At 72.4% G+C, this 19788-nt stretch carries 19 protein-coding genes; 4 read left to right on the plus strand and 15 right to left on the minus strand.

Going from position 1 to position 19788, the window contains the following annotated elements:
* The first annotated feature begins 70 nt into the window (after positions 1–70).
* The gene (locus EF918_RS18805) at positions 71–1321 is read left to right on the plus strand and encodes an MFS transporter (protein ID WP_125647561.1); all 1251 of its coding nucleotides are present in this window, start codon (positions 71–73) and stop codon (positions 1319–1321) included.
* Between the two features lie 62 nt (positions 1322–1383).
* On the opposite strand, the gene EF918_RS18810 is transcribed toward EF918_RS18805, so the two are convergent.
* From EF918_RS18810 to hrcA, 12 genes are all read right to left on the minus strand, one after another.
* The gene (locus tag EF918_RS18810) at positions 1384–1737 is read right to left on the minus strand and encodes a cytidine deaminase (RefSeq protein WP_125647512.1); all 354 of its coding nucleotides are present in this window, start codon (positions 1735–1737) and stop codon (positions 1384–1386) included.
* Between the two features lie 185 nt (positions 1738–1922).
* Positions 1923–2276, minus strand: coding sequence for an MmcQ/YjbR family DNA-binding protein (locus EF918_RS18815; RefSeq protein WP_125647514.1), 354 nt, complete (start codon positions 2274–2276; stop codon positions 1923–1925).
* Positions 2273–3586 carry a hemolysin family protein gene (locus tag EF918_RS18820; RefSeq protein ID WP_125647517.1) on the minus strand — a complete coding sequence of 438 codons (1314 nt, stop codon included), beginning with the start codon at positions 3584–3586 and terminating at the stop codon, positions 2273–2275. Before EF918_RS18820 ends, EF918_RS18815 begins: the two co-directional genes overlap by 4 nt.
* Positions 3583–4080, minus strand: coding sequence for an rRNA maturation RNase YbeY (ybeY, locus tag EF918_RS18825; RefSeq protein ID WP_125647520.1), 498 nt, complete (start codon positions 4078–4080; stop codon positions 3583–3585). Before ybeY ends, EF918_RS18820 begins: the two co-directional genes overlap by 4 nt.
* Before the next feature lie 12 nt (positions 4081–4092).
* Positions 4093–5109 carry a PhoH family protein gene (locus EF918_RS18830; RefSeq protein WP_125647523.1) on the minus strand — a complete coding sequence of 339 codons (1017 nt, stop codon included), beginning with the start codon at positions 5107–5109 and terminating at the stop codon, positions 4093–4095.
* A 117-nt stretch (positions 5110–5226) separates the two neighbouring features.
* Positions 5227–6345 carry a PfkB family carbohydrate kinase gene (locus EF918_RS18835; RefSeq protein WP_125647564.1) on the minus strand — a complete coding sequence of 373 codons (1119 nt, stop codon included), beginning with the start codon at positions 6343–6345 and terminating at the stop codon, positions 5227–5229.
* Between the two features lie 130 nt (positions 6346–6475).
* Positions 6476–7381, minus strand: coding sequence for a ribonuclease Z (locus tag EF918_RS18840; RefSeq protein ID WP_125647526.1), 906 nt, complete (start codon positions 7379–7381; stop codon positions 6476–6478).
* Between the two features lie 3 nt (positions 7382–7384).
* Positions 7385–7744, minus strand: a complete 360-nt coding sequence (locus tag EF918_RS18845) for a histidine triad nucleotide-binding protein (protein ID WP_125647529.1) — start codon at positions 7742–7744, stop codon at positions 7385–7387.
* A 122-nt stretch (positions 7745–7866) separates the two neighbouring features.
* A complete protein-coding gene (locus EF918_RS18850; protein ID WP_125647532.1) occupies positions 7867–8613 on the minus strand; it encodes a 16S rRNA (uracil(1498)-N(3))-methyltransferase in 747 nt (248 codons plus the stop codon).
* Positions 8613–9680 (minus strand): nitronate monooxygenase, encoded by a 1068-nt coding sequence (locus tag EF918_RS18855; RefSeq protein WP_125647535.1) that lies wholly within the window; start codon positions 9678–9680, stop codon positions 8613–8615. The genes EF918_RS18850 and EF918_RS18855 overlap by 1 nt, the downstream gene beginning before the upstream one ends.
* Before the next feature lie 156 nt (positions 9681–9836).
* Positions 9837–10973 carry a molecular chaperone DnaJ gene (gene dnaJ / locus EF918_RS18860; protein ID WP_125647538.1) on the minus strand — a complete coding sequence of 379 codons (1137 nt, stop codon included), beginning with the start codon at positions 10971–10973 and terminating at the stop codon, positions 9837–9839.
* On the minus strand, positions 10974–11990 hold the full coding sequence (gene hrcA, locus EF918_RS18865; protein ID WP_125647541.1) for a heat-inducible transcriptional repressor HrcA: 1017 nt from the start codon (positions 11988–11990) through the stop codon (positions 10974–10976).
* A gap of 155 nt (positions 11991–12145) precedes the next feature.
* On the opposite strand from hrcA, the gene EF918_RS18870 reads away from it, so the two are divergent.
* Both EF918_RS18870 and EF918_RS18875 read left to right on the plus strand, forming a co-directional pair.
* Positions 12146–12883 (plus strand): MBL fold metallo-hydrolase, encoded by a 738-nt coding sequence (locus EF918_RS18870; RefSeq protein WP_125647544.1) that lies wholly within the window; start codon positions 12146–12148, stop codon positions 12881–12883.
* A gap of 28 nt (positions 12884–12911) precedes the next feature.
* Positions 12912–13712: a DUF3097 domain-containing protein gene (locus EF918_RS18875; protein WP_125647546.1), complete on the plus strand. Its 801-nt coding sequence runs from the start codon at positions 12912–12914 to the stop codon at positions 13710–13712.
* Between the two features lie 35 nt (positions 13713–13747).
* On the opposite strand, the gene hemW is transcribed toward EF918_RS18875, so the two are convergent.
* From hemW to lepA, 3 genes are all read right to left on the minus strand, one after another.
* A complete protein-coding gene (gene hemW / locus EF918_RS18880) occupies positions 13748–14980 on the minus strand; it encodes a radical SAM family heme chaperone HemW (RefSeq protein ID WP_125647549.1) in 1233 nt (410 codons plus the stop codon).
* 128 nt (positions 14981–15108) lie between these two features.
* A complete protein-coding gene (locus EF918_RS18885) occupies positions 15109–16998 on the minus strand; it encodes a long-chain fatty acid--CoA ligase (protein WP_125647552.1) in 1890 nt (629 codons plus the stop codon).
* A gap of 230 nt (positions 16999–17228) precedes the next feature.
* A complete protein-coding gene (gene lepA, locus EF918_RS18890) occupies positions 17229–19094 on the minus strand; it encodes a translation elongation factor 4 (protein ID WP_125647555.1) in 1866 nt (621 codons plus the stop codon).
* A gap of 189 nt (positions 19095–19283) precedes the next feature.
* On the opposite strand from lepA, the gene rpsT reads away from it, so the two are divergent.
* Positions 19284–19550, plus strand: coding sequence for a 30S ribosomal protein S20 (gene rpsT, locus EF918_RS18895; RefSeq protein ID WP_125647558.1), 267 nt, complete (start codon positions 19284–19286; stop codon positions 19548–19550).
* Positions 19551–19788 lie beyond the last annotated feature (238 nt).

Genomic DNA, 19788 nt, shown 5'->3' on the forward strand with positions numbered 1-19788 from the left:
GACCAGGCGCGGTGCACCCTCCGCCCCGACGCCCGGCACCACCGGGACCCCGCTCCGTGAGCCGGGCCGGGTGCACCGCGCCTGGTCGGTCGCCGCCGTCACCTTCGTGACGATCGTCGGCGCCGCCGCCTTCGCCTCCCTGCCCGGTCTGCTGATCGAGCCGCTGCACGAGGAGTTCGACTGGTCGCGGGGCACGATCGGCTTCGCGGTCTCGGTCAACCTCGCCCTCTACGGGCTGACCGCGCCGTTCGCCGCCGCCCTGATGGACCGCTTCGGCATCCGCCGGGTCGTGGCCGTGGCACTGACGGTGATCGCCCTCGGCTCGGCGGCCACGGTGTGGATGACCGCCGCGTGGCAGCTCGTGCTCTTCTGGGGGGTGCTGGTGGGCCTGGGCAGCGGCTCGATGGCCCTCGCCTTCGCCGCGACCGTCACCAACCGCTGGTTCACCGCCCGGCGCGGCCTGGTCACCGGGATCCTGACCGCGGCCGGCGCCTCCGGCCAGCTCGTCTTCCTGCCGCTGCTGGCCTGGCTGGTGGCCGAGCACGGCTGGCGCCCCGCGGCCCTGACCGTGGCGCTGTCCGCCCTGTCCGTGGTGCCGTTCGTGTGGCTGCTGCTGCGCGACCACCCCGCCGACGTCGGGCTGGCGCCGTACGGGGGCACGTACGCGCAGAAGCCCGCGCCGGTGCCGGGGGCGGCCCGGCGGGCACTGACCGTCCTGGTCCGGGCGGCGCGCACGGGGCCGTTCTGGCTGCTGGCCGGCACCTTCGCGATCTGTGGCGCGTCAACGAACGGCCTGGTCAAGACGCACTTCGTGCCCGCCGCGCACGACCACGGCATGCCGGTCACGGCCGCCGCCGGGCTGCTCGCGGTGATCGGGGTCTTCGACGTGGCCGGCACGGTCGCCTCGGGCTGGTTCACCGACCGCTTCGCCGCGCGCCGGCTGCTGGCCGTGTACTACGCGCTGCGCGGGGTCTCGCTGCTGTTCCTGCCGATGCTGCTGGCCCCGGCCGTCCACCCGCCGATGGTGTTCTTCATCGTCTTCTACGGGCTGGACTGGGTGGCCACGGTGCCGCCGACGCTCGCGCTGTGCCGGGAGATCTACGGCGAGGACAGCGCGATCGTCTTCGGGTGGGTGCTGGCCTCGCACCAGGTGGGCGCGGCCGTGGTGGCCTTCCTGGGCGGGGTGGCCCGGGACGTCTTCGGCTCCTACGACGTCGTCTGGTACGCCTCGGGGGCGCTGTGCGCGGCGGCGGCGCTGATGGCGATGGTCATCCGGCGGCCGGCGCAGGCCGTGGAGACCGCGGAGGTCGTTCCCGCGTGACGGCTGCGCGCTCCGGCCGGGCCGTCGGGCGGGCCGGAGCGCGCGGGCGTCGTGGGCCCGGGTCAGCCGGCCGGGGTGGTGGACTTCAGGGCGCCGTCGGGGCCGGCCAGCAGCACCGGGGTGTCGGGGCCGCCGAGGTCGCGCACGGCGGCCCGGTCGGCGGCGGCGGGCGCGTCGGCCGCGCTCACCACGGCGGCGGCCTCCAGCGACCGGGCGCCGCTGGCCACGGCCATCGCGACGGCGGTCTGCAGGGCGCTGAGCTTGAGGGAGTCGAGGTCGACCGTACCGGCGACGTACGTGCGGCCGGTCTCGTCGCGTACGGCGGCGCCCTCGGGCACGCCGTTACGGGCCCGGGCGCTGCGCGCCAGCGTGATGATCTTGCTGTCCTCGGGGTCCAGCCCGGTGGTCTCGGTCATGGTCGACAGCATATGGAGCGCCTCGGCGGGGCCGCTGCACGGCCCCGCCGAGGTGCTCTCCCCTCCGGTTTCCCCCCGGATCTTGCTTGGCACAAGCAAAGCTAAGCGTAAGGTAAAGAAATCCTATGATCCGCACGCTCTGCTGAATCGTGACCTTGCGGAATCCGGGGGTCCGGATCAGCCCGTCACGGCCGATCGAGCCGCAGCCGCTCCGCGCGGGGCAGGCCCGCGACCACGAGGTCGTACGAGTCCTCGACGAGCTCGCGCACCATCCGGTCGGGCAGCCCGGCCACGGTCACCGTGTTCCAGTGCCGCTTGTTCATGTGCCAGCCCGGGACGATCGCCGGATGCTCGGCCCGCAGCCGGAGCGCCTCCTCCGGGTCGCACTTGAGGTTGACGCTCAGCGGGGTCGCGTCCAGCGCGGACAGCGCGAACATCTTGCCCAGCACCTTGAAGACCGAGGTCTCCGGGTTGAAGGGGAACTCCTCCACCGCGGCGTTGAAGCTCAGGCAGAAGGCGCGCAGCTCGGCCGGGGTCACGGCGTCCCGCCCTCGGCCCCGGCCGCGTCCGGCTCCGCCTCCACCGGCTCGGCGAGGACGGTGACGATGCGGTTGCGGCGGCCCGCCGAGGCCTCCGCCGTCAGCCGCAGCGGCCGGCCGTCGGGCAGTTCCACCACCGCCGAGGCACCGGCGATCGGCACCCGGCCGAGCGCCTTGGCCAGCAGCCCGCCGACGGTCTCCACGTCCTCGTCGTCGTAGGCGTCGATCCCGAACAGCTCGCCGAGGTCGGTGATGTCCAGCCGCGCGGTCACCCGGTAGCGGTCCTCGCCCAGCGCCTCCACGGGCGGCAGTTCGCGATCGTACTCGTCGGTGATCTCACCGACGATCTCCTCCAGGATGTCCTCGATGGTGACGATCCCGGCCGTGCCGCCGTACTCGTCGATGACGACGGCGACGTGGTTGCGCACCTGCTGCATCTCGCGCAGCAGGTCGCCCGCGTTCTTGGTGTCGGGCACGAAGACCGCCGGCCGCATCGCGGTGGTCACCAGGTCCGTCTCGGCGTCCCGGCTGATGTGCGTCTTGCGGACCAGGTCCTTGAGGTAGACGATCCCCACGATGTCGTCCTCGTTCTCGCCGGTCACCGGGATCCGCGAGAAGCCCGAACGCAACGCGAGCGTGGTGGCCTGACGGACCGTCTTGTACCGCTCGATGCAGACCAGGTCGGTGCGCGGCACCATCACCTCGCGCACCAGGGTGTCGCCGAGCTCGAAGACGGAGTGCACCATGCGGCGCTCCTCGTCCTCGATCAGCGACTCCTTCTCGGCCAGGTCGACCAGGGCGCGCAGTTCCGCCTCGGAGGCGAACGGGCCCTTGCGGAAGCCCTTGCCGGGGGTCAGCGCGTTGCCGATGAGGATCAGCAGCTGCGGGATCGGGCCCATCACCCGGGCCAGCGGCACCAGCACGTACGCCGAGGCCGTGGCCGTGTTCAGCGGGTGCTGGCGTCCGATGGTCCGGGGAGAGACGCCGACGGCGACGAAGGAGACCAAGACCATCACGGCGATCGCGACGAGCAGGGCCGTCCAGGTGTCGCCGAACGCGTCCAGGCAGACGTAGGTGACCAGTACCCCCGCCGCCATCTCGCAGGTGACCCGCACCAGCAGGGCGACGTTCACGTAGCGCGTCGGATCGGCAGCGACCTGGGCCAGCTTGGCGCTGCCGCGCCGGCCCTCGCGGACGGCCTGCTCGGCGCGGAAGCTGGAGACGCGGGCGATGCCCGCCTCGGCACAGGCCGCCAGCCAGGCCACGACGACCAGCAGGACCGCCCCGGTGATCAGCTGGGGTGCGGTCACGAGACCGTCGGGGCCGGGGAGGGGCCGGTCAGCCCGCGCTCCGCCCGCCAGCCGTCCACGATCGCCGCCTGGAGGCCGAACATCTCGGCCTTCTCGTCCGGCTCCTCGTGGTCGTACCCGAGCAGGTGCAGCACCCCGTGGACGGTCAGGAGCTGGAGCTCCTCGTCCATGGAGTGCTGCGTCGGGGCGTCCTCGCCCTGCTTCTTGGCGACCTCGGGGCAGAGCACGATGTCGCCGAGGAGGCCCTGCGGGGGCTCCTCGTCGTCCTTGGCCGGCGGACGCAGCTCGTCCATCGGGAAGGACATGACGTCGGTGGGTCCGGGCAGGTCCATCCACTGGATGTGGAGCTGCTCCATCGCGTCGGCGTCCACGACGATGACGGAGAGCTCGGACAGCGGGTGGATCCGCATCCGGGTCAGCGCGTAGCGGGCGATGTCGAGGATCGCCTGCTCGTCGACCTCGGTTCCGGACTCGTTGTTGACGTCGATCGACATGTTCTTCCCGTGCTACTTCCCGTTGCGGCTGTCGTACTGCTCGTACGCGTCGACGATACGTCCGACGAGCTTGTGCCGGACGACATCCTGGGACGTGAGCCGGGAGAAGTGGACGTCCTCGACGCCTTCGAGGATGTCCTGCACCTGCCGGAGGCCGGACTTGGTGCCGCCCGGAAGGTCGATCTGGGTGATGTCACCCGTGATCACGATCTTCGAGTCGAAGCCGAGGCGGGTGAGGAACATCTTCATCTGCTCGGGGTTCGTGTTCTGCGCCTCGTCGAGGATGATGAACGCGTCGTTGAGCGTCCGTCCCCGCATGTAGGCCAGGGGCGCCACCTCGATGGTGCCCGCCGCCATCAGCCGCGGGATCGAGTCCGGGTCGAGCATGTCGTGCAGCGCGTCGTACAGCGGCCGCAGGTACGGGTCGATCTTCTCGTAGAGCGTGCCGGGCAGGAAGCCGAGCCGCTCGCCCGCCTCGACGGCGGGCCGGGTCAGGATGATCCGGGTGACCTGCTTGGACTGCAGGGCCTGGACCGCCTTGGCCATGGCGAGGTAGGTCTTGCCGGTACCGGCGGGACCGATGCCGAAGACGATCGTGTGCTTGTCGATCGCGTCGACGTACCGCTTCTGGTTGAGGGTCTTGGGACGGATGGTGCGGCCGCGGTTGGAGAGGATGTTCTGGGTGAGCACCTCGGCGGGGGTCTCCTCGGGCCCGTCGCCGTTCTCGCTCGCCTTGAGCATGGCGATCGAGCGTTCCACTGCGTCCTCCGTCATCGGCTGTCCGGTGCGGAGCACCAGCATCATCTCGTCGAACAGGCGCTGGATCAGTGCCACTTCCCTGGCTTCACCGATCGCGCTGACCTGGTTTCCCCGGACATGGATGTCGGCCTTGGGGAAGGCCTTCTCGATCACGCGCAGCAGCGCGTCACCGGAGCCGAGCACCGTCACCATGGGGTGCTTGGCGGGAACGGTGAAGTGGGCGCGTGCCTGTCCCGGTGCCGGGATGTGGGCTGTGGGTGTCTGCGTCATGGGCCGGCTCTGAGGCCTGCACATACCTCCCGTTGCGGGGTCTCGCCGATCGACGACCTCTGAGTACCAAGCGTACGACGCCGCCGGAAGCTTCCCGAGAGGTTTTCCCGGCCCGCCTCAGGCGGGGCTGCGGAAGCCGATCGTCGGGACCGCGCGGCGGCGGCCCCCCGCCGGTCCGGGCCCGGTCGGCAGCAGGTCGTCCAGGAATCCGTAGCGGGCCGGCGGCTGCGGGTGACCGCGCCACCAGGCGGCGACCTCGGGCCAGCCCGGGGCGGACAGGGACCCGCCGAACTCCTGCACCGACAGGGCGGCCGTCAGGCCCGCGAACGCCAGCCGGTCGGCCAGCGGCCAGCCCGCGAGGGTACCGGTGACGAAGCCGGCCACGTAGACGTCACCGGCGCCCGTGGGGTCCAGGGCCTCCACGGCGATGGCGGGGACGTGGGCGGTCTCGCCGGTACGGCCGTCGACCGCGTACGAGCCCTCGGCGCCCATGGTCACCACCGCGATCGGCACCCGGTCGGCCAGGGCCCGGGCCGCCGCCCGCGGGCACTCGGTACGGGTGTAGCGCATGGCCTCGGCGGCGTTCGGCAGGAAGGCCTCGCAGTGCTCCAGGTCCAGCGCGTCCAGGTCCCAGCGGCCGCTGTCGTCCCAGCCGACGTCCGCGAAGACCCGGGCTCCGCGGCGCACGGCGGCGGCCACCCACTCCTCGGACCGGCCGGGGACCAGCGAGGCGACGGCGGCCCGGGCGCGCGGCGGGCAGTCGGGGAAGGGGTCGGTCCCGGCCGGGGGCGGGGCCTCGTGGCCGTGGCTGACCATGGTGCGCTCGCCCTCGTAGGCCATGGAGACCGTCACCGGGCTGTGCCAGCCCGGGATGGTGTGCGAGAGGGACAGGTCGATGCCCTCGCCCTGCTCCAGGGCGTCCCAGCAGTACTCGCCGTAGTGGTCGTCGCCGAAGGCGGCGGCCAGCGAGGTGCGCAGGCCCAGCCGGGCCAGGGCGGTGGCCATGTTGGCGACCCCGCCGGGGCTGGAGCCCATCCCCCGGGCCCAGGACTCCGTCCCGCGCACGGGGGCGGAGTCCAGGCCGGTGAAGATGATGTCGAGGAAGACGGTGCCGGTGAGGAAGACGTCGCAGCCCGGGTCCTCCGGTGCGCGCAGCGCGCCCAGCGGGTCCACCGGGTCGGTGACGCAGGCGGCGGGCCGCGGTGTGGTGGTGCGGACGGTCCGGTCGGTACGCATGCTCACGGTCTGCTCCCCATCTCCCGTGGAAAGCAGACAGCACTTCCCACGTGGAGCAGAGTCAAAACCACTTATGACCTAGATCACAAGCAGAACACCTGTATGTCCGGGCACCCTCCGCGGTCCCGCGTCACGGCCGCTTGGGCAGCGGCACCCGCAGCAGGTCGGCGGCCACCGTCAGCTCGCCGTCGAAGCCGACCGCGCGGGCCTGCTGTTCGAAGAAGGCCGGGTCGGTGTAGCGCTGCGAGAAGTGCGTCAGCACCAGGTGCCGCACGCCCGCGTCCCGCGCGACCCGGGCCGCCTGGCCCGCGGTGAGGTGGCCGTGCTCGGTGGCCAGGGCGGCGTCCTCGTCGAGGAACGTCGACTCGATCACCAGCATGTCGCAGCCCTCCGCCAGCGCGTGGACGCCCTCGCACAGCCGGGTGTCCATCACGAAGGCGAAGCTCTGCCCCCGCCGGTGCTCGCTGACCTGCTCCAGCGTGACCCCGCGGAGGACGCCCTCGCGCTGGATCCGGCCCACGTCCGGCCCCTGGATGCCGAACTGCCGCAGCCGCTCGGGCAGTATCCGGCGGCCGTCGGGCTCGGTGATCCGGTAGCCGAAGGACTCCACGGGGTGGGACAGCCGGCGGGCCGACAGGACGTACCCGGGCGTCTCGGCCAGCACCCCGTCCGCGGCGACCGGCGCCTCGTCGATGACCACCGTCTCCCGGTACGCCGTGGCATGGCGCAGCCGGTCGTAGAACTTCTGCCCGCTGGCCGGGAAGTGCGCCGTCAGCGGGTGCGGGACCCGGTCGAGGTTGATCCGCTGGATCACTCCGGCCAGGCCCAGGCTGTGGTCGCCGTGGAAGTGGGTGACGCAGATCCGGTGGATGTCGTGGGCGGCGACCCCGGCGCGCAGCATCTGGCGCTGGGTGCCCTCGCCCGGGTCGAAGAGGAAGCCCTCGCCGTCCCAGCGGAGCAGGTAGCCGTTGTGGTTGCGGTGGCGGGTGGGCACCTGGCTGGCGGTGCCCAGGACCACGAACTCGCGTGCGGACACGGTCTATCCGGGGGGCCACTGCAGGCCGCGACCGCCGAGGACGTGCGCGTGCGCGTGGAAGACGGTCTGGCCGGCGCCCGCGCCGGTGTTGAAGACGATCCGGAAGCCCGTGCTGTCGAGGCCCTCGGCGGTCGCGATCTCCCCGGCGACCCGCAGCACGTCGGCGGCGAACGCCGGCTCGGCGGCGGCGAGGGAGGCGGCGTCGGGGTAGTGGGCCTTCGGCACCACCAGGACGTGCGTGGGAGCCTGGGGATTGATGTCCCGGAACGCGTACGTGGTGTCGCTCTCGTGGACGACGGTCGCGGGCACGTCCCCGCTGACGATCTTGCAGAACAGGCAGTCGGCCTGCGGTTCCCCTGCCATTGCTTCACCTCTCCGAACGGTGATCACCTGCGCGCATCGTATCCGCCCCGGCCCACGCCCCGCGGGGGCTGTGGATCACGCCCGCCCGGCCCGGCCCCGGGGCCGCGGAGCACGCCCGGGGATCACGACCAGCGGCCGGTGCGGGCCAGCAGCACGGCCACCGCCGCCGTCCCGGCCGTGGAGGTCCGCAGGACCGACCGGCCCAGCCGGTACGGGCGCCCGCCGGCCTCGGCGAACACCGCCAGCTCCTCGGGCGAGACCCCGCCCTCGGGGCCGACGACGACCACCACGGAACCGGCCGTCGGCAGCTCGGCCGTGGCCAGGGCCTCGGAGCCGGCCTCCCGGTCCTCGTGCAGCACGACGGCGAGGTCGGCCGCGGCCAGGAGCTGGGCGACCTGCTTGGTCGAGGCGGCCTCGGCCACCTCGGGGAAGCGCACCCGGCGGGACTGCTTGCCCGCCTCCCGGGCCGTGCTGCGCCACTTGGCCAGGGACTTCGCGCCCCGGTCGCCGCGCCACTGGGTGATGCACCGTGAGGCCTGCCACGGCACGATCGCGTCGACCCCGGTCTCCGTCATCGTCTCGACGGCGAGCTCGCCGCGGTCGCCCTTGGGCAGGGCCTGGACCACGGTGATCCGGACCTGCGGCTCGGGCTCCTCCTCGACGGTGTGCAGGTCCATGACGACCAGCCGGTCCTTGCCCTCGGCGGCCTTGACCACGCCCTCGGTCCAGCGGCCCCGCCCGTCGGTGAGGACCACGTCCTCGCCGGGGTTGAGCCGCTTCACCGACACCGCGTGCCGGCCCTCCGGACCGTCCAGCACGAACTCCGGCCCGCCGGGGACCTCTTCGACCACGAACACCGGGGCCGTCATCACACGCTCCTCGTCGCTTGCGTCTCGGCCAGTTCGGCCATGAGCACCTCCACCAGTTCCCCGGCCGGCAGCGCCCGCGCCAGCCGGTGGCCCTGCCCCGCCCACAGGGCCATGCCCTGCGGGTCCCCGGCCGCCGCGGCGGCCTTGCGCAGGCCCGAGGTCAGGTGGTGCACCTGGGGGTAGGCGGCGGGGGCGTACGGTCCGTGCTCGCGCATGAACCGGTTGACCAGCCCCCGGGCCGGGCGGCCGGAGAACGCCCGGGTGAGCTCGGTGCGGACGAACAACGGGTCCGTCAGCGCCTTCTTGTGCAGCGCGTGCGCCCCGGACTCCGGGCAGGCGAGGAACGCCGTGCCGAGCTGGGCGGCCTCCGCGCCCGCCGCGAGCACCGCGGCGATCTGCGAGCCGCGCATCAGCCCGCCGGCCGCGACGATCGGCAGCCCGACGGCCTCGCGGACCTGCGCGACCAGGGCCAGCAGCCCGACCCCGGACCCGTCCGCCTGCGGATCGTCGCGGTGGGTGCCCTGGTGGCCGCCGGCCTCGATGCCCTGGACGCACACGGCGTCCGCACCGGCCGCCTGGGCGGCCCTGGCCTCCTCGACGGAGGTCACGGTCACCACGGTGTACGTGCCGACCTCGCGCAGCCGGGCCAGGGTCCCCGCGGCGGGACAGCCGAAGGTGAACGACACCACGGGAACCGGGTCGTCCAGCAGGATGGCCAGCTTCGCGTCGTAGCCGTCGTCGGTGTTGCCAACGATGTCATCGTCCGCCAGCGAGGTCTCGTACCAGCTGGCCTCACCCGCGAGCTGCCCCCGGTACGCCTCGACCGCGGCCGGGTCGACGGCGCCGGTCTGGGGCAGGAAGAGGTTCACGCCGAACGGCCGCCGGGTCAGCCCCCGCAGGCGTTTGACCTCCTGGTACATGCCGTCGGCGGTCTTGTAGCCGCCGGCCAGGAAGCCCAGCCCGCCGGCCTCGCTCACGGCGGCGGCGAGCGGCGGGCAGGAGGCACCGCCCGCCATCGGGGCCTGCACGATCGGACGGGGGGAAAGACCGTTCAGCGCGGTGGACATGAGGTGCATCGTGCCATGTCCACCGCACCCTGCCGAATCGTGGCATTCGCCTGGCATAGTCGGCGTCCGGGACCGGCCAGGCGGCATGTCACCACCCGGCCGGCGGCCGCGCCGGTGCCCGGCCGGGAACCGCCGAGGCGGCCGGCCGGAACCGGGTCAGCGCCCGTTGAACGCGTCCTTCAGGCGGCTGAACAGGCCCTGCTGGCCGGGCTGGAACTGGCCCATGGGCCGCTCCTCGCCGCGCAGCTTCGCGAGCTGCCGCAGCAGGTCCTCCTGCTGCGGGTCCAGCTTGGCCGGGGTCTGCACCTCGACGTGGACGATCAGGTCGCCGCGGCCACCGCCGCGCAGGTGCGTGACGCCGCGGCCGTGCAGCGGGATGGACTGGCCGGACTGGGTGCCGGGCCGGATGTCCACCTCCTCCATGCCGTCGAGCGTCTCCAGCGGGCACTTGGTGCCCAGCGCCGCCGCCGTCATCGGGATGGTCACGGTGCAGTGCAGGTCGTCCCCGCGCCGCTGGAACACCGGGTGGGGCAGCTCGTGGATCTCCACGTAGAGGTCGCCGGGCGGGCCGCCGCCGGGGCCGACCTCGCCCTCGCCGGCGAGCTGGATCCGGGTGCCGTTCTCGACGCCGGCGGGGATCTTGACCGTCAGGCTGCGGCGGGAGCGGACCCGGCCGTCGCCCGCGCACTCGGGGCACGGGGTGGGGACGACGGTGCCGAAGCCCTGGCACTGCGGGCAGGGGCGGGAGGTCATGACCTGGCCCAGGAAGGACCGCGTCACCTGCGACACCTCACCGCGGCCGCGGCACATGTCACAGGTCTGCGCGGAGGTACCGGGCGCGGCGCCCTCGCCGCTGCAGGTCGTGCACACCACGGCGGTGTCGACCTGGATCTCCTTGGTGGTGCCGAAGGCGGCCTCGTCCAGTTCCAGGTCGAGCCGGATCATCGCGTCCTGGCCGCGCCGGGTGCGCGAGCGCGGGCCGCGCTGGGACGCCGTACCGAAGAAGGCGTCCATGATGTCCGAGAAGTTGCCGAAGCCACCGGCCCCGAAGCCGCCCGCGCCACCGCCGCCCGAGGAGGACAGCGGGTCGCCGCCGAGGTCGTAGACCTGCTTCTTCTGCGGGTCCGACAGCACCTCGTAGGCGGCGTTGATCTCCTTGAAACGCTCCTGCGTCTTGGGATCGGGGTTCACGTCCGGGTGCAGCTCGCGTGCAAGCCGCCGGAACGCCTTCTTGATCTCGTCCTGCGATGCGTCGCGGCGCACGCCGAGTACGGCGTAGTAGTCCGTGGCCACTTACGACTCCGCCAGGATCTGTCCGACGTAACGTGCCACTGCGCGTACCGCTCCCATCGTTCCGGGGTAATCCATGCGGGTCGGTCCGACCACGCCGAGTTTGGCGACTGTTTCGCCGCCCGAACCGTAGCCGACCGAGACGACGGACGTGGAGTTCAGTCCCTCGTAGGCGTTCTCGTGGCCGATGCGTACGGTCATCCCCGACTCGTTGACCTCGCCGAGCAGCTTCAGGAGCACGACCTGCTCCTCGAGTGCTTCCAGCACGGGCCGGATGGTCAGGGGGAAGTCATGTCCGAAGCGGGTGAGATTGGCGGTGCCGCCGATCATCAGCCGCTCCTCGGTGTCCTCGGCCAGCGTCTCCAGGAACGTGGCCAGCACGGTCTGCACCGTGCCGCGGTCCTCGGCCTCGAAGGCCTCCGGCAGGTCCTGCACGAGCTGCGGCACGTCCGTGAAGCGACGGCCGACGACCTTGCCGTTCAGCCGGGCCCGCAGGTCCGCCAGCGACTGCTCGCCGAAGGGCGCCGGGCAGTCGATCATGCGCTGCTCGACCCGGCCGGTGTCCGTGATCAGCACCAGCATCAGGCGCGCGGGCGCCATCGACAGCAGCTCGACGTGCCGGACGGTGGACCGGGTCAGCGAGGGGTACTGCACGACGGCGACCTGCCGCGTCAGCTGCGCCAGCAGCCGCACGGTGCGGCCCACGACGTCGTCGAGGTCGACGGCGCCGTCGAGGAAGTTCTGGATGGCCCGCCGCTCGGGCGTCGACAGGGGCTTGACGCCCGCCAGCTTGTCGACGAACAGGCGGTAGCCCTTGTCGGTGGGGATCCGGCCGGCACTGGTGTGGGGCTGGGCGATGTAGCCCTCCTCCTCCAGCACCGCCATGTCGTTGCGGACGGTGGCCGGGGAGACGCCGAGCCGGTGCCGCTCGGTGAGTGCCTTGGAACCCACCGGCTCCTCGGTGCCGACGTAGTCCTGGACGATGGCGCGCAGCACTTCGAGCCTGCGTTCGCTGAGCATCGCGCGCACCTCCAGGTGTGGTTCGTCGGACTTCCGGCCGGTGTCTGGCACTCGCTGGGGTTGAGTGCCAGAGATCCCCCGGTCAGTGTACGGCGGGCGGGCACGCCCCCCGCAAGGGCGGACGGCCGTCGGGCCGGTCACGGTAGCGTCCCGGTATGGACATCGCATGGGAAGAGGCGGGGTGGGAACGGCTCGGTGCGCGGGCCGGACGCCGACGCCTTCCGGGCTGGGACTGCACGGTGGGACTGGTGGTGGGCGACGACTCCGTCCTCATGATCGATCCCGGATCCTCCCTGCGGGAGGGCGCCGAGCTGCGCGCCCAGGCCGAGCGGCTGACCGGCCGGCACGTGACCCATCTCGCATTCACGCACGGCCATTTCGATCATGTCCTCGGCGGTGCGGCGTTCTCCGGCGCCGAGGTCTACGGGGCCGTGGGCCTGGAGAAGGTGCTGGCGGCCGGCCGCGGGCAGGCGGAGCTGCGCGCGGACGCGGTCCGGCACGGGCTGCCGGAGGAGGACGCGGACCGGGCCACCGAGCTGCTGGTCGCGCCGCGGCACCTGGTGTCGGGCGAGTGGACGCTGGAACTGGGCGGACTGCAGGTGCTGCTGGCCAACGTCGGCCCCGGCCACACCCGCAACGACCTGGCCGTGTTCGTGCCGGACCCGTCGGGCACCGAGGTGGTGTTCTGCGGGGACCTGGTGGAGGAGTCCGGGGAGCCGCTGGCGGGCCCCGACGCGGTGCCGGCGCAGTGGCCGGCGGCGCTGGACCGGCTGCTGGCCCTGGGCGGACCGGACGCGGTGTACGTGCCCGGTCACGGAGCGGTGGTGGACGCGGGGTTCGTCGTTGCGCAACGCGCCACACTGGCGGCGCGTTCCGGCGTGTCGCCCGCGTGACCGGCCCCGGGTGCCTACCGTCGTCCGAATGCGCGAGTACTCACCCGATCTGACCCCGCCGTGGAAGCGCCCGCGGGCGGTGCCGGAGGTGCCGGCCGATCCCGATGTGGTGGTCGAGGTGGCGGGCACCGACTTCTGCGGGGCGGTGGTGTCCTGCGAGGCCGGCACGGTGACGCTGGAGGACCGCTTCGGCAAGCGCCGCGTCTTCCCCCTGGAACCGGCCGGCTTCCTGCTGGACGGCCGCCCCGTCACCCTGGTCCGCCCGTCCCGCGGCCCGGCGGCCCCGGCACGTACGGCGTCGGGCTCGGTCGCCGTCCCCGGGGCCCGGGCCCGGGTGGCCCGGGCGGGGCGGATCTACGTGGAGGGGCGGCACGACGCCGAGCTGGTCGAGAAGGTGTGGGGCGACGACCTGCGCCTCGAGGGCGTGGTCGTGGAGTACCTGGAGGGCGTCGACGACCTCCCGGCGGTGGTGGCCGAGTTCGCCCCGGCGCCCGACGCCCGGCTGGGGGTCCTGGTGGACCACCTGGTGCCGGGGTCCAAGGAGTCCCGGATCGCGGCCGCGGTGACCTCGCCGGACGTGCTGGTCGTGGGCCACCCGTACGTCGACGTCTGGCAGGCGGTGAAGCCGTCGGCCCTGGGCTTCGCGGCCTGGCCCGTGGTGCCGCCGGGCCAGGACTGGAAGACGGGCGTCTGCCGGGCCCTGGGCTGGCCGCCGAACACCGGGGCGGCCTGGCGGCACATCCTGTCGCGCGTCACGTCGTACCGGGACCTGGAACCCACCCTGCTGGGGCGGGTCGAGGAGCTGATCGACTTCGTGACGGCGCCCTAGCGCCCTGGGCCCCCGACCCCGCGGCGCAGTCGGGGTCAGTCGACCAGGTCGCGGACCACGGCGTCGGCCAGGAGCCGGCCGCGCAGGGTCAGGACGGCGGAGCCGGCCTCGTACGGGACGGGTTCCAGCAGGCCGTCGGCCAGGGCGCGGCGGGCGGCGGCCAGGCCGGCCGGGGCCAGCAGGGACAGCGGGCAGCCGGTCACCAGTCGCAGCTCCAGCAGGATCCGCTCGACCCGGCGGTCCTCCTCGGACAGCAGCTCGCGGCCCGCGCCGGGCGAGCGGCCGCCGGCCAGGGCGGCGGCGTAGGCGCCCGGGTGCTTGACGTTCCACCAGCGGACCCCGCCGACGTGGCTGTGGGCGCCCGGGCCGGCGCCCCACCAGTCGGCCCCGCGCCAGTACAGCTCGTTGTGCAGGCAGCGGGCCGCCTCGGAGGTGGCCCAGTTGGAGACCTCGTACCAGGAGTAGCCGGCCCCGGCCAGCACCTCGTCCGCGATCAGGTAGCGGTCGGCGTGCACGTCGTCGTCGGTCATGGGGACCTCGCCGCGGCGGATCCGCCGGGCGAGCTGGGTGCCCTCCTCGACGATCAGCGCGTACGCCGAGACGTGGTCGGGCCCGGCGCCGAGCGCGGCGTCCAGGGAGGCCCGCCAGTCGTCGTCGGACTCGCCGGGCGTGCCGTAGATCAGGTCGAGGTTGACGTGCTCGAAGCCGGCCGCGCGGGCCTCGCCCACGCAGGCCTCGGGCCGGCCGGGGGTGTGGGTGCGGTCGAGCACCTTCAGCACGTGCTGCCGGGCGCTCTGCATGCCGAAGGAGATCCGGTTGAAGCCGCCCTCGCGCAGCTCGGCCAGGTACGCCGGGGTGACCGATTCCGGATTGGCCTCGGTGGTGACCTCGGCGTCCTCGGCGAGCCCGAACTCGTCCCGGATCGCGCCGAGCATCCGGACCAGGTCGGCGGCGGGCAGCAGGGTGGGCGTGCCGCCGCCGACGAAGACGGTGCGGACCGGGCGCGGGTCGTCGCCGAGCACCTTGCGCGCGAGGCGGACCTCGTCGGTCAGGGTGTCGGCGTAGTTCTCCCGGGACGCGAGCACGCCGCCCGTGCCGCGCAGCTCGGACGCCGTGTACGTGTTGAAGTCGCAGTACCCGCAGCGCGTGGCGCAGTACGGGACGTGGAGGTAGAACCCGAGGGGCCGGGCGGCCGCGCCGGTCAGGGCGTGGGACGGCAGCGAGCCGTCCTCGGGCACGGGGTCGCCGTCGGGCAGGGCGGAAGGCATGGACCCATTGTCGCGTATGCCGCGACACGCCCGGGACGGGCGTGCCGCGACGGCGGGAGGCGAGGGCGGGACGCGAGGGCGGCGCGGGCACCGCCCGTGCGTGCCGGGCCGGTGGGGCCCGTCGGTGCCTAGGCCTCCCGCGCGCCCTCGTACATCTCGTCCAGCAGGTGCTTGAACTCGCGCTCGACGGCCGGGCGCTTCAGCTTCAGGCTGGGCGTGAGGTCGCCGTGCTCGACGTCGAGGTCGCGCGGGAGCAGGCGGAACTTCTTGATCGTCTGCCAGCGCTGGAGGCCCTCGTTGAGGGTCTGTACGTAGGTCTCGATCAGCCGGTGGGTCTCGGGGGCCGCGACCACCTCGGCGTACGACTTGCCCTCCAGGCCGTGCTCGGCGGCCCAGCCGAGGATGGCGGGCGGGTCGAGGGCGATCAGGGCCGTGCAGTAGTTGCGGTCGGCGCCGTGGACGACGACGTTCGAGACGAACGGGCAGACCGCCTTGAACTGGCCCTCGACCTCGGCCGGGGCGACGTACTTGCCGCCGGAGGTCTTGATCAGGTCCTTCTTGCGGTCGGTGATCCGCAGGTAGCCGTCGGGCGAGAGTTCGCCGATGTCGCCGGTGTGCAGCCAGCCGTCGGACTCCAGGACCTCGGCGGTCTTGTCGGGCAGGCGGTGGTAGCCCTGCATGATGCCGGGGCCGCGCAGCAGGATCTCGCCGTCGTCGGCGATGCGGACCTCGGTGCCGGGCAGCGGCTTGCCGACCGTGCCGGTGCGGTAGGCCTCGCCGGGGTTGACGAAGGAGGCGGCGCTGGACTCCGTGAGCCCGTAGCCCTCCAGGATGTGGATGCCGGCTCCGGAGAAGAAGTAGCCGATCTCCGGGGAGAGGGCGGAGGCGCCGGAGACGGCGGCGCGCAGGTGGCCGCCGAAGGCCTCGCGCAGCTTGGAGAAGACGAGCGCGTCGGCGACCTTGTGCTTCGTGGCGAGACCGAAGGGGGCGGTGGCGCGGCCGGTGCGGCGGAAGTTGTCCTGGGTGACCTTGGCGTACTCGCGGGCCACCCCCACCGACCACTTGAAGATCTTGTACTTGGCGCCGCCACCGGCCCGGGCCTTGGCCGCGACCCCGTTGTAGACCTTCTCGAAGATCCGCGGGACGGCCGCCATGTAGGTGGGCTGGACCACCGGGAGGTTCTCGATGATCTTGTCGATCCGGCCGTCCACGGCGGTGACGTGACCGACCTCGATCTGGCCGGAGGTGAGCACCTTGCCGAAGACGTGCGCGAGCGGCAGCCAGAGGTACTGGACGTCGTCCTTGGTGATCAGGCCGGTGGCGACGGTGGCCTTGGCCATGTACGACCAGTTGTCGTGCGGCAGCCGGACGCCCTTGGGGCGGCCCGTGGTGCCGGAGGTGTAGATGAGGGTGGCGAGCTGGTCGGCGCGGATCGCGGCGATGCGGTCCTTGACGGCCGCCGGGTGCTTGGCCAGGTGGTCGCGGCCGCGCTGCTCCAGCTCGGCGAGGGAGAGCACCCAGCCCTCCGGGTCTCCCTCGGCCGGGACGGCGTCGGCGGCGTCGACGACCACCACGTGGCGCAGGTCGGGCAGGTCGGGGCGGCGTTCGCGGGCCTTGGCGAGCTGGGCGGCGTCCTCGGCGATCAGCACCCGGGACTCGGAGTCGGAGAGGATGAACGCCGACTCCTCGGCGTTGGTGCTGGGGTAGATGGTGGTGACCGCCGCGCCGGCGCACATCGCGCCGAGGTCGGCCAGGATCCACTCCACCCGGGTGTTGGAGGCCAGGGCCACCCGCTCCTCGGGCTGGAGCCCGAGGTCGACCAGGCCGGCGGCGATGGCGAACACCCGCTCGGCCGCCTGGCCCCAGCTCAGGGACTTCCAGTCGTCCGGGCCCTGGCCGGAGGCCGCCGGGACCGGATAGCGGTAGGCCTCCGCGTCCGGGGTGGCGGCGACGCGCTCAAGGAAGACGGCCGCCACGGAGGGCGGGCGGTTCTCGATCAGGGACTGTGTGTCGCTCACGACATCCTCCGGACCGGTCCACGCGGCTGTGCGTGGGAGCGTGGGGACTGGCAGGTGTGCTTCTTGTAACTGGCGAGTAACCAACGAGCTTCGATCAGGGTAGAGGTCCGCCGGCGGGTGCGTAAGAGCCGGCGGGCGGCCGGTTCATAACGAAACGGGCCCCCGCGCGACTGCGCGGGGGCCCGTGAGCGCCGCTTCCGGTTGGCTCCTGGTCCGTACTGCGGGGCGTGCTACTTCTTCTTGCCGCCGCTCTCGTCGCTGGAGAGCACCGCGATGAAGGCCTCCTGCGGAACCTCCACGGAGCCGACCATCTTCATCCGCTTCTTGCCTTCCTTCTGCTTCTCCAGCAGCTTCCGCTTACGGGAGATGTCACCGCCGTAGCACTTGGCGAGGACGTCCTTGCGGATGGCGCGGATGGTCTCGCGGGCGATCACCCGGGAGCCGATGGCGGCCTGGACCGGCACCTCGAACGCCTGCCGCGGGATGAGCTCGCGCAGCTTGGCGACCAGGCGCACGCCGTAGGCGTAGGCGGCGTCCTTGTGGGTGATGGCGGAGAAGGCGTCGACCTTGTCGCCGTGCAGCAGGATGTCGACCTTGACCAGGCTGGAGGCCTGCTCGCCGGTGGGCTCGTAGTCGAGGGAGGCGTAGCCGCGGGTCTTGGACTTCAGCTGGTCGAAGAAGTCGAAGACGATCTCCGCGAGCGGCAGGGTGTAGCGGATCTCGACCCGGTCCTCGGAGAGGTAGTCCATGCCGAGCAGGGTGCCGCGCCGGGTCTGGCACAGCTCCATGATCGAGCCGATGAACTCGGTCGGCGCGAGGATCGTGGCCCGCACGACCGGCTCGTAGACCTCCGAGATCTTGCCCTCGGGGAACTCGCTCGGGTTGGTGACCGTGATCTCGCTCTTGTCCTCCATGACCACGCGGTAGACCACGTTGGGCGCGGTGGCGATGAGGTCGAGGCCGAACTCGCGCTCCAGGCGCTCGCGGATCACGTCGAGGTGGAGCAGGCCGAGGAAGCCGACGCGGAAGCCGAAGCCGAGCGCGGCGGAGGTCTCCGGCTCGTAGACCAGGGCGGCGTCGTTGAGCTGGAGCTTGTCCAGGGCCTCGCGCAGGTCTGGGTAGTCGGAGCCGTCCAGCGGGTACAGACCGGAGAAGACCATCGGCTTCGGGTCCTTGTAGCCGCCGAGGGCCTCGGTGGCGCCGCCGGTCATCTGGGTGATGGTGTCGCCGACCTTGGACTGGCGGACGTCCTTCACACCGGTGATCAGGTAGCCCACCTCACCGACGGACAGGCCGTCGGCGGGCAGCATCTCCGGGGAGTTGCAGCCGATCTCCAGCAGCTCGTGGGTGGCGCCGGTCGACATCATGCGGATGCGCTCGCGCTTGTTGAGCGTGCCGTCGACCACGCGGACGTAGGTGACCACGCCGCGGTACGAGTCGTAGACCGAGTCGAAGATCATCGCGCGGGCGGGGGCGTCCTTGACGCCGACCGGGGCCGGGACCGTCTCGACCACGCGGTCGAGCAGGGCCTCGACGCCGATACCCGTCTTCGCGGAGACCCGCAGGACGTCGTCGGGCTCGCAGCCGACCAGGTTCGCCAGCTCCTCGGCGAACTTCTCCGGCTGGGCGGCCGGCAGGTCGATCTTGTTGAGGACCGGGACGATGGTGAGGTCGTTCTCCATCGCCAGGTAGAGGTTGGCGAGGGTCTGCGCCTCGATGCCCTGGGCGGCGTCCACCAGCAGGATCGTGCCCTCGCAGGCCGCGAGGGACCGGGAGACCTCGTAGGTGAAGTCCACGTGGCCCGGGGTGTCGATCATGTTGAGGATGTGCGTGCTGCCCTGGCCCTCGCCCGAGGTCGGCGCCCAGGGGAGCCGGACCGCCTGGGACTTGATCGTGATGCCGCGCTCACGCTCGATGTCCATGCGGTCGAGGTACTGGGCACGCATCTGCCGCTGGTCGACGACGCCGGTGAGCTGGAGCATCCGGTCGGCGAGCGTGGACTTGCCGTGGTCGATGTGCGCGATGATGCAGAAGTTGCGGATCAGCGCCGGGTCGGTTCGGCTCGGCTCGGGCACGTGGCTAGGGGTCGCGGGCACGCAGTGTCCTGATTCTCGGGTCTCAGTCGGAACGTTACGCAGGGGTCTATCGTCCCATGCCTGGCGCTGTGCGCTCGGTTTGGGCCACCTGAAGGGCGCCTGGTAACCTGGGCAGCTGTGTCTCGCATGCCCTCTCAGCTGCGTGGCGCACACTCGAAGATCAAACTCTGAACCTGAAAAGGCTCTTTCGTGGCGAACATCAAGTCCCAGATCAAGCGGAACAAGACGAACGAGAAGGCCCGCCTTCGCAACAAGTCCGTCAAGTCCGAGCTCAAGACCTACATCCGCAAGGCGGTCGAGTCCATCGCCGCCGGTGACGCGGAGAAGGCCACCGCGGCCGTCCGTCTGGCCTCCAAGAAGCTGGACAAGGCCGTTTCGAAGGGTGTCATCCACAAGAACGCCGCCGCCAACAAGAAGTCGGCGCTGGCTGCCAAGGCCGGCACCCTCCAGGGCTGAGCTACTCGATGTGATCGCCGGGACGGACCCAGCGGGCCCTCTCATCCGCTCCTGACCGGCACCCCCGCGCCGCACGCGGCCTGCGTTCGCCACGCGGGTGCGGCGCACCAGAAGTAACCGGGGCCCCGGTCTCCACCCTTCCCCAGGGCGGAGACCGGGGCCTTCGGCATACCGGGGGCGGGCCAGTACGAGGACGGGGGCCCGGCCCGGGCGGCCGGGGCCGACCGGGCCGACCGGG

Origin of the sequence: Streptomyces sp. WAC06614 (genome assembly GCF_003949795.1) — a bacterium.
GTDB lineage: Bacteria > Actinomycetota > Actinomycetes > Streptomycetales > Streptomycetaceae > Streptomyces.

What these genes read in the sequence shown, in the direction of transcription:
- EF918_RS18875 (WP_125647546.1), top strand. Translation starts at nt 12,912, where the DNA reads ATGCGCGAGTACTCACCCGATCTGACCCCGCCGTGGAAGCGCCCGCGG.
- EF918_RS18855 (WP_125647535.1), bottom strand. Translation starts at nt 9,680, where the DNA reads ATGTCCACCGCGCTGAACGGTCTTTCCCCCCGTCCGATCGTGCAGGCC.
- hemW (WP_125647549.1), bottom strand. Translation starts at nt 14,980, where the DNA reads ATGCCTTCCGCCCTGCCCGACGGCGACCCCGTGCCCGAGGACGGCTCG.
- EF918_RS18845 (WP_125647529.1), bottom strand. Translation starts at nt 7,744, where the DNA reads ATGGCAGGGGAACCGCAGGCCGACTGCCTGTTCTGCAAGATCGTCAGC.
- EF918_RS18835 (WP_125647564.1), bottom strand. Translation starts at nt 6,345, where the DNA reads ATGCGTACCGACCGGACCGTCCGCACCACCACACCGCGGCCCGCCGCC.
- ybeY (WP_125647520.1), bottom strand. Translation starts at nt 4,080, where the DNA reads ATGTCGATCGACGTCAACAACGAGTCCGGAACCGAGGTCGACGAGCAG.
- EF918_RS18870 (WP_125647544.1), top strand. Translation starts at nt 12,146, where the DNA reads ATGGACATCGCATGGGAAGAGGCGGGGTGGGAACGGCTCGGTGCGCGG.
- EF918_RS18830 (WP_125647523.1), bottom strand. Translation starts at nt 5,109, where the DNA reads ATGACGCAGACACCCACAGCCCACATCCCGGCACCGGGACAGGCACGC.
- hrcA (WP_125647541.1), bottom strand. Translation starts at nt 11,990, where the DNA reads ATGCTCAGCGAACGCAGGCTCGAAGTGCTGCGCGCCATCGTCCAGGAC.
- EF918_RS18810 (WP_125647512.1), bottom strand. Translation starts at nt 1,737, where the DNA reads ATGACCGAGACCACCGGGCTGGACCCCGAGGACAGCAAGATCATCACG.
- EF918_RS18850 (WP_125647532.1), bottom strand. Translation starts at nt 8,613, where the DNA reads ATGACGGCCCCGGTGTTCGTGGTCGAAGAGGTCCCCGGCGGGCCGGAG.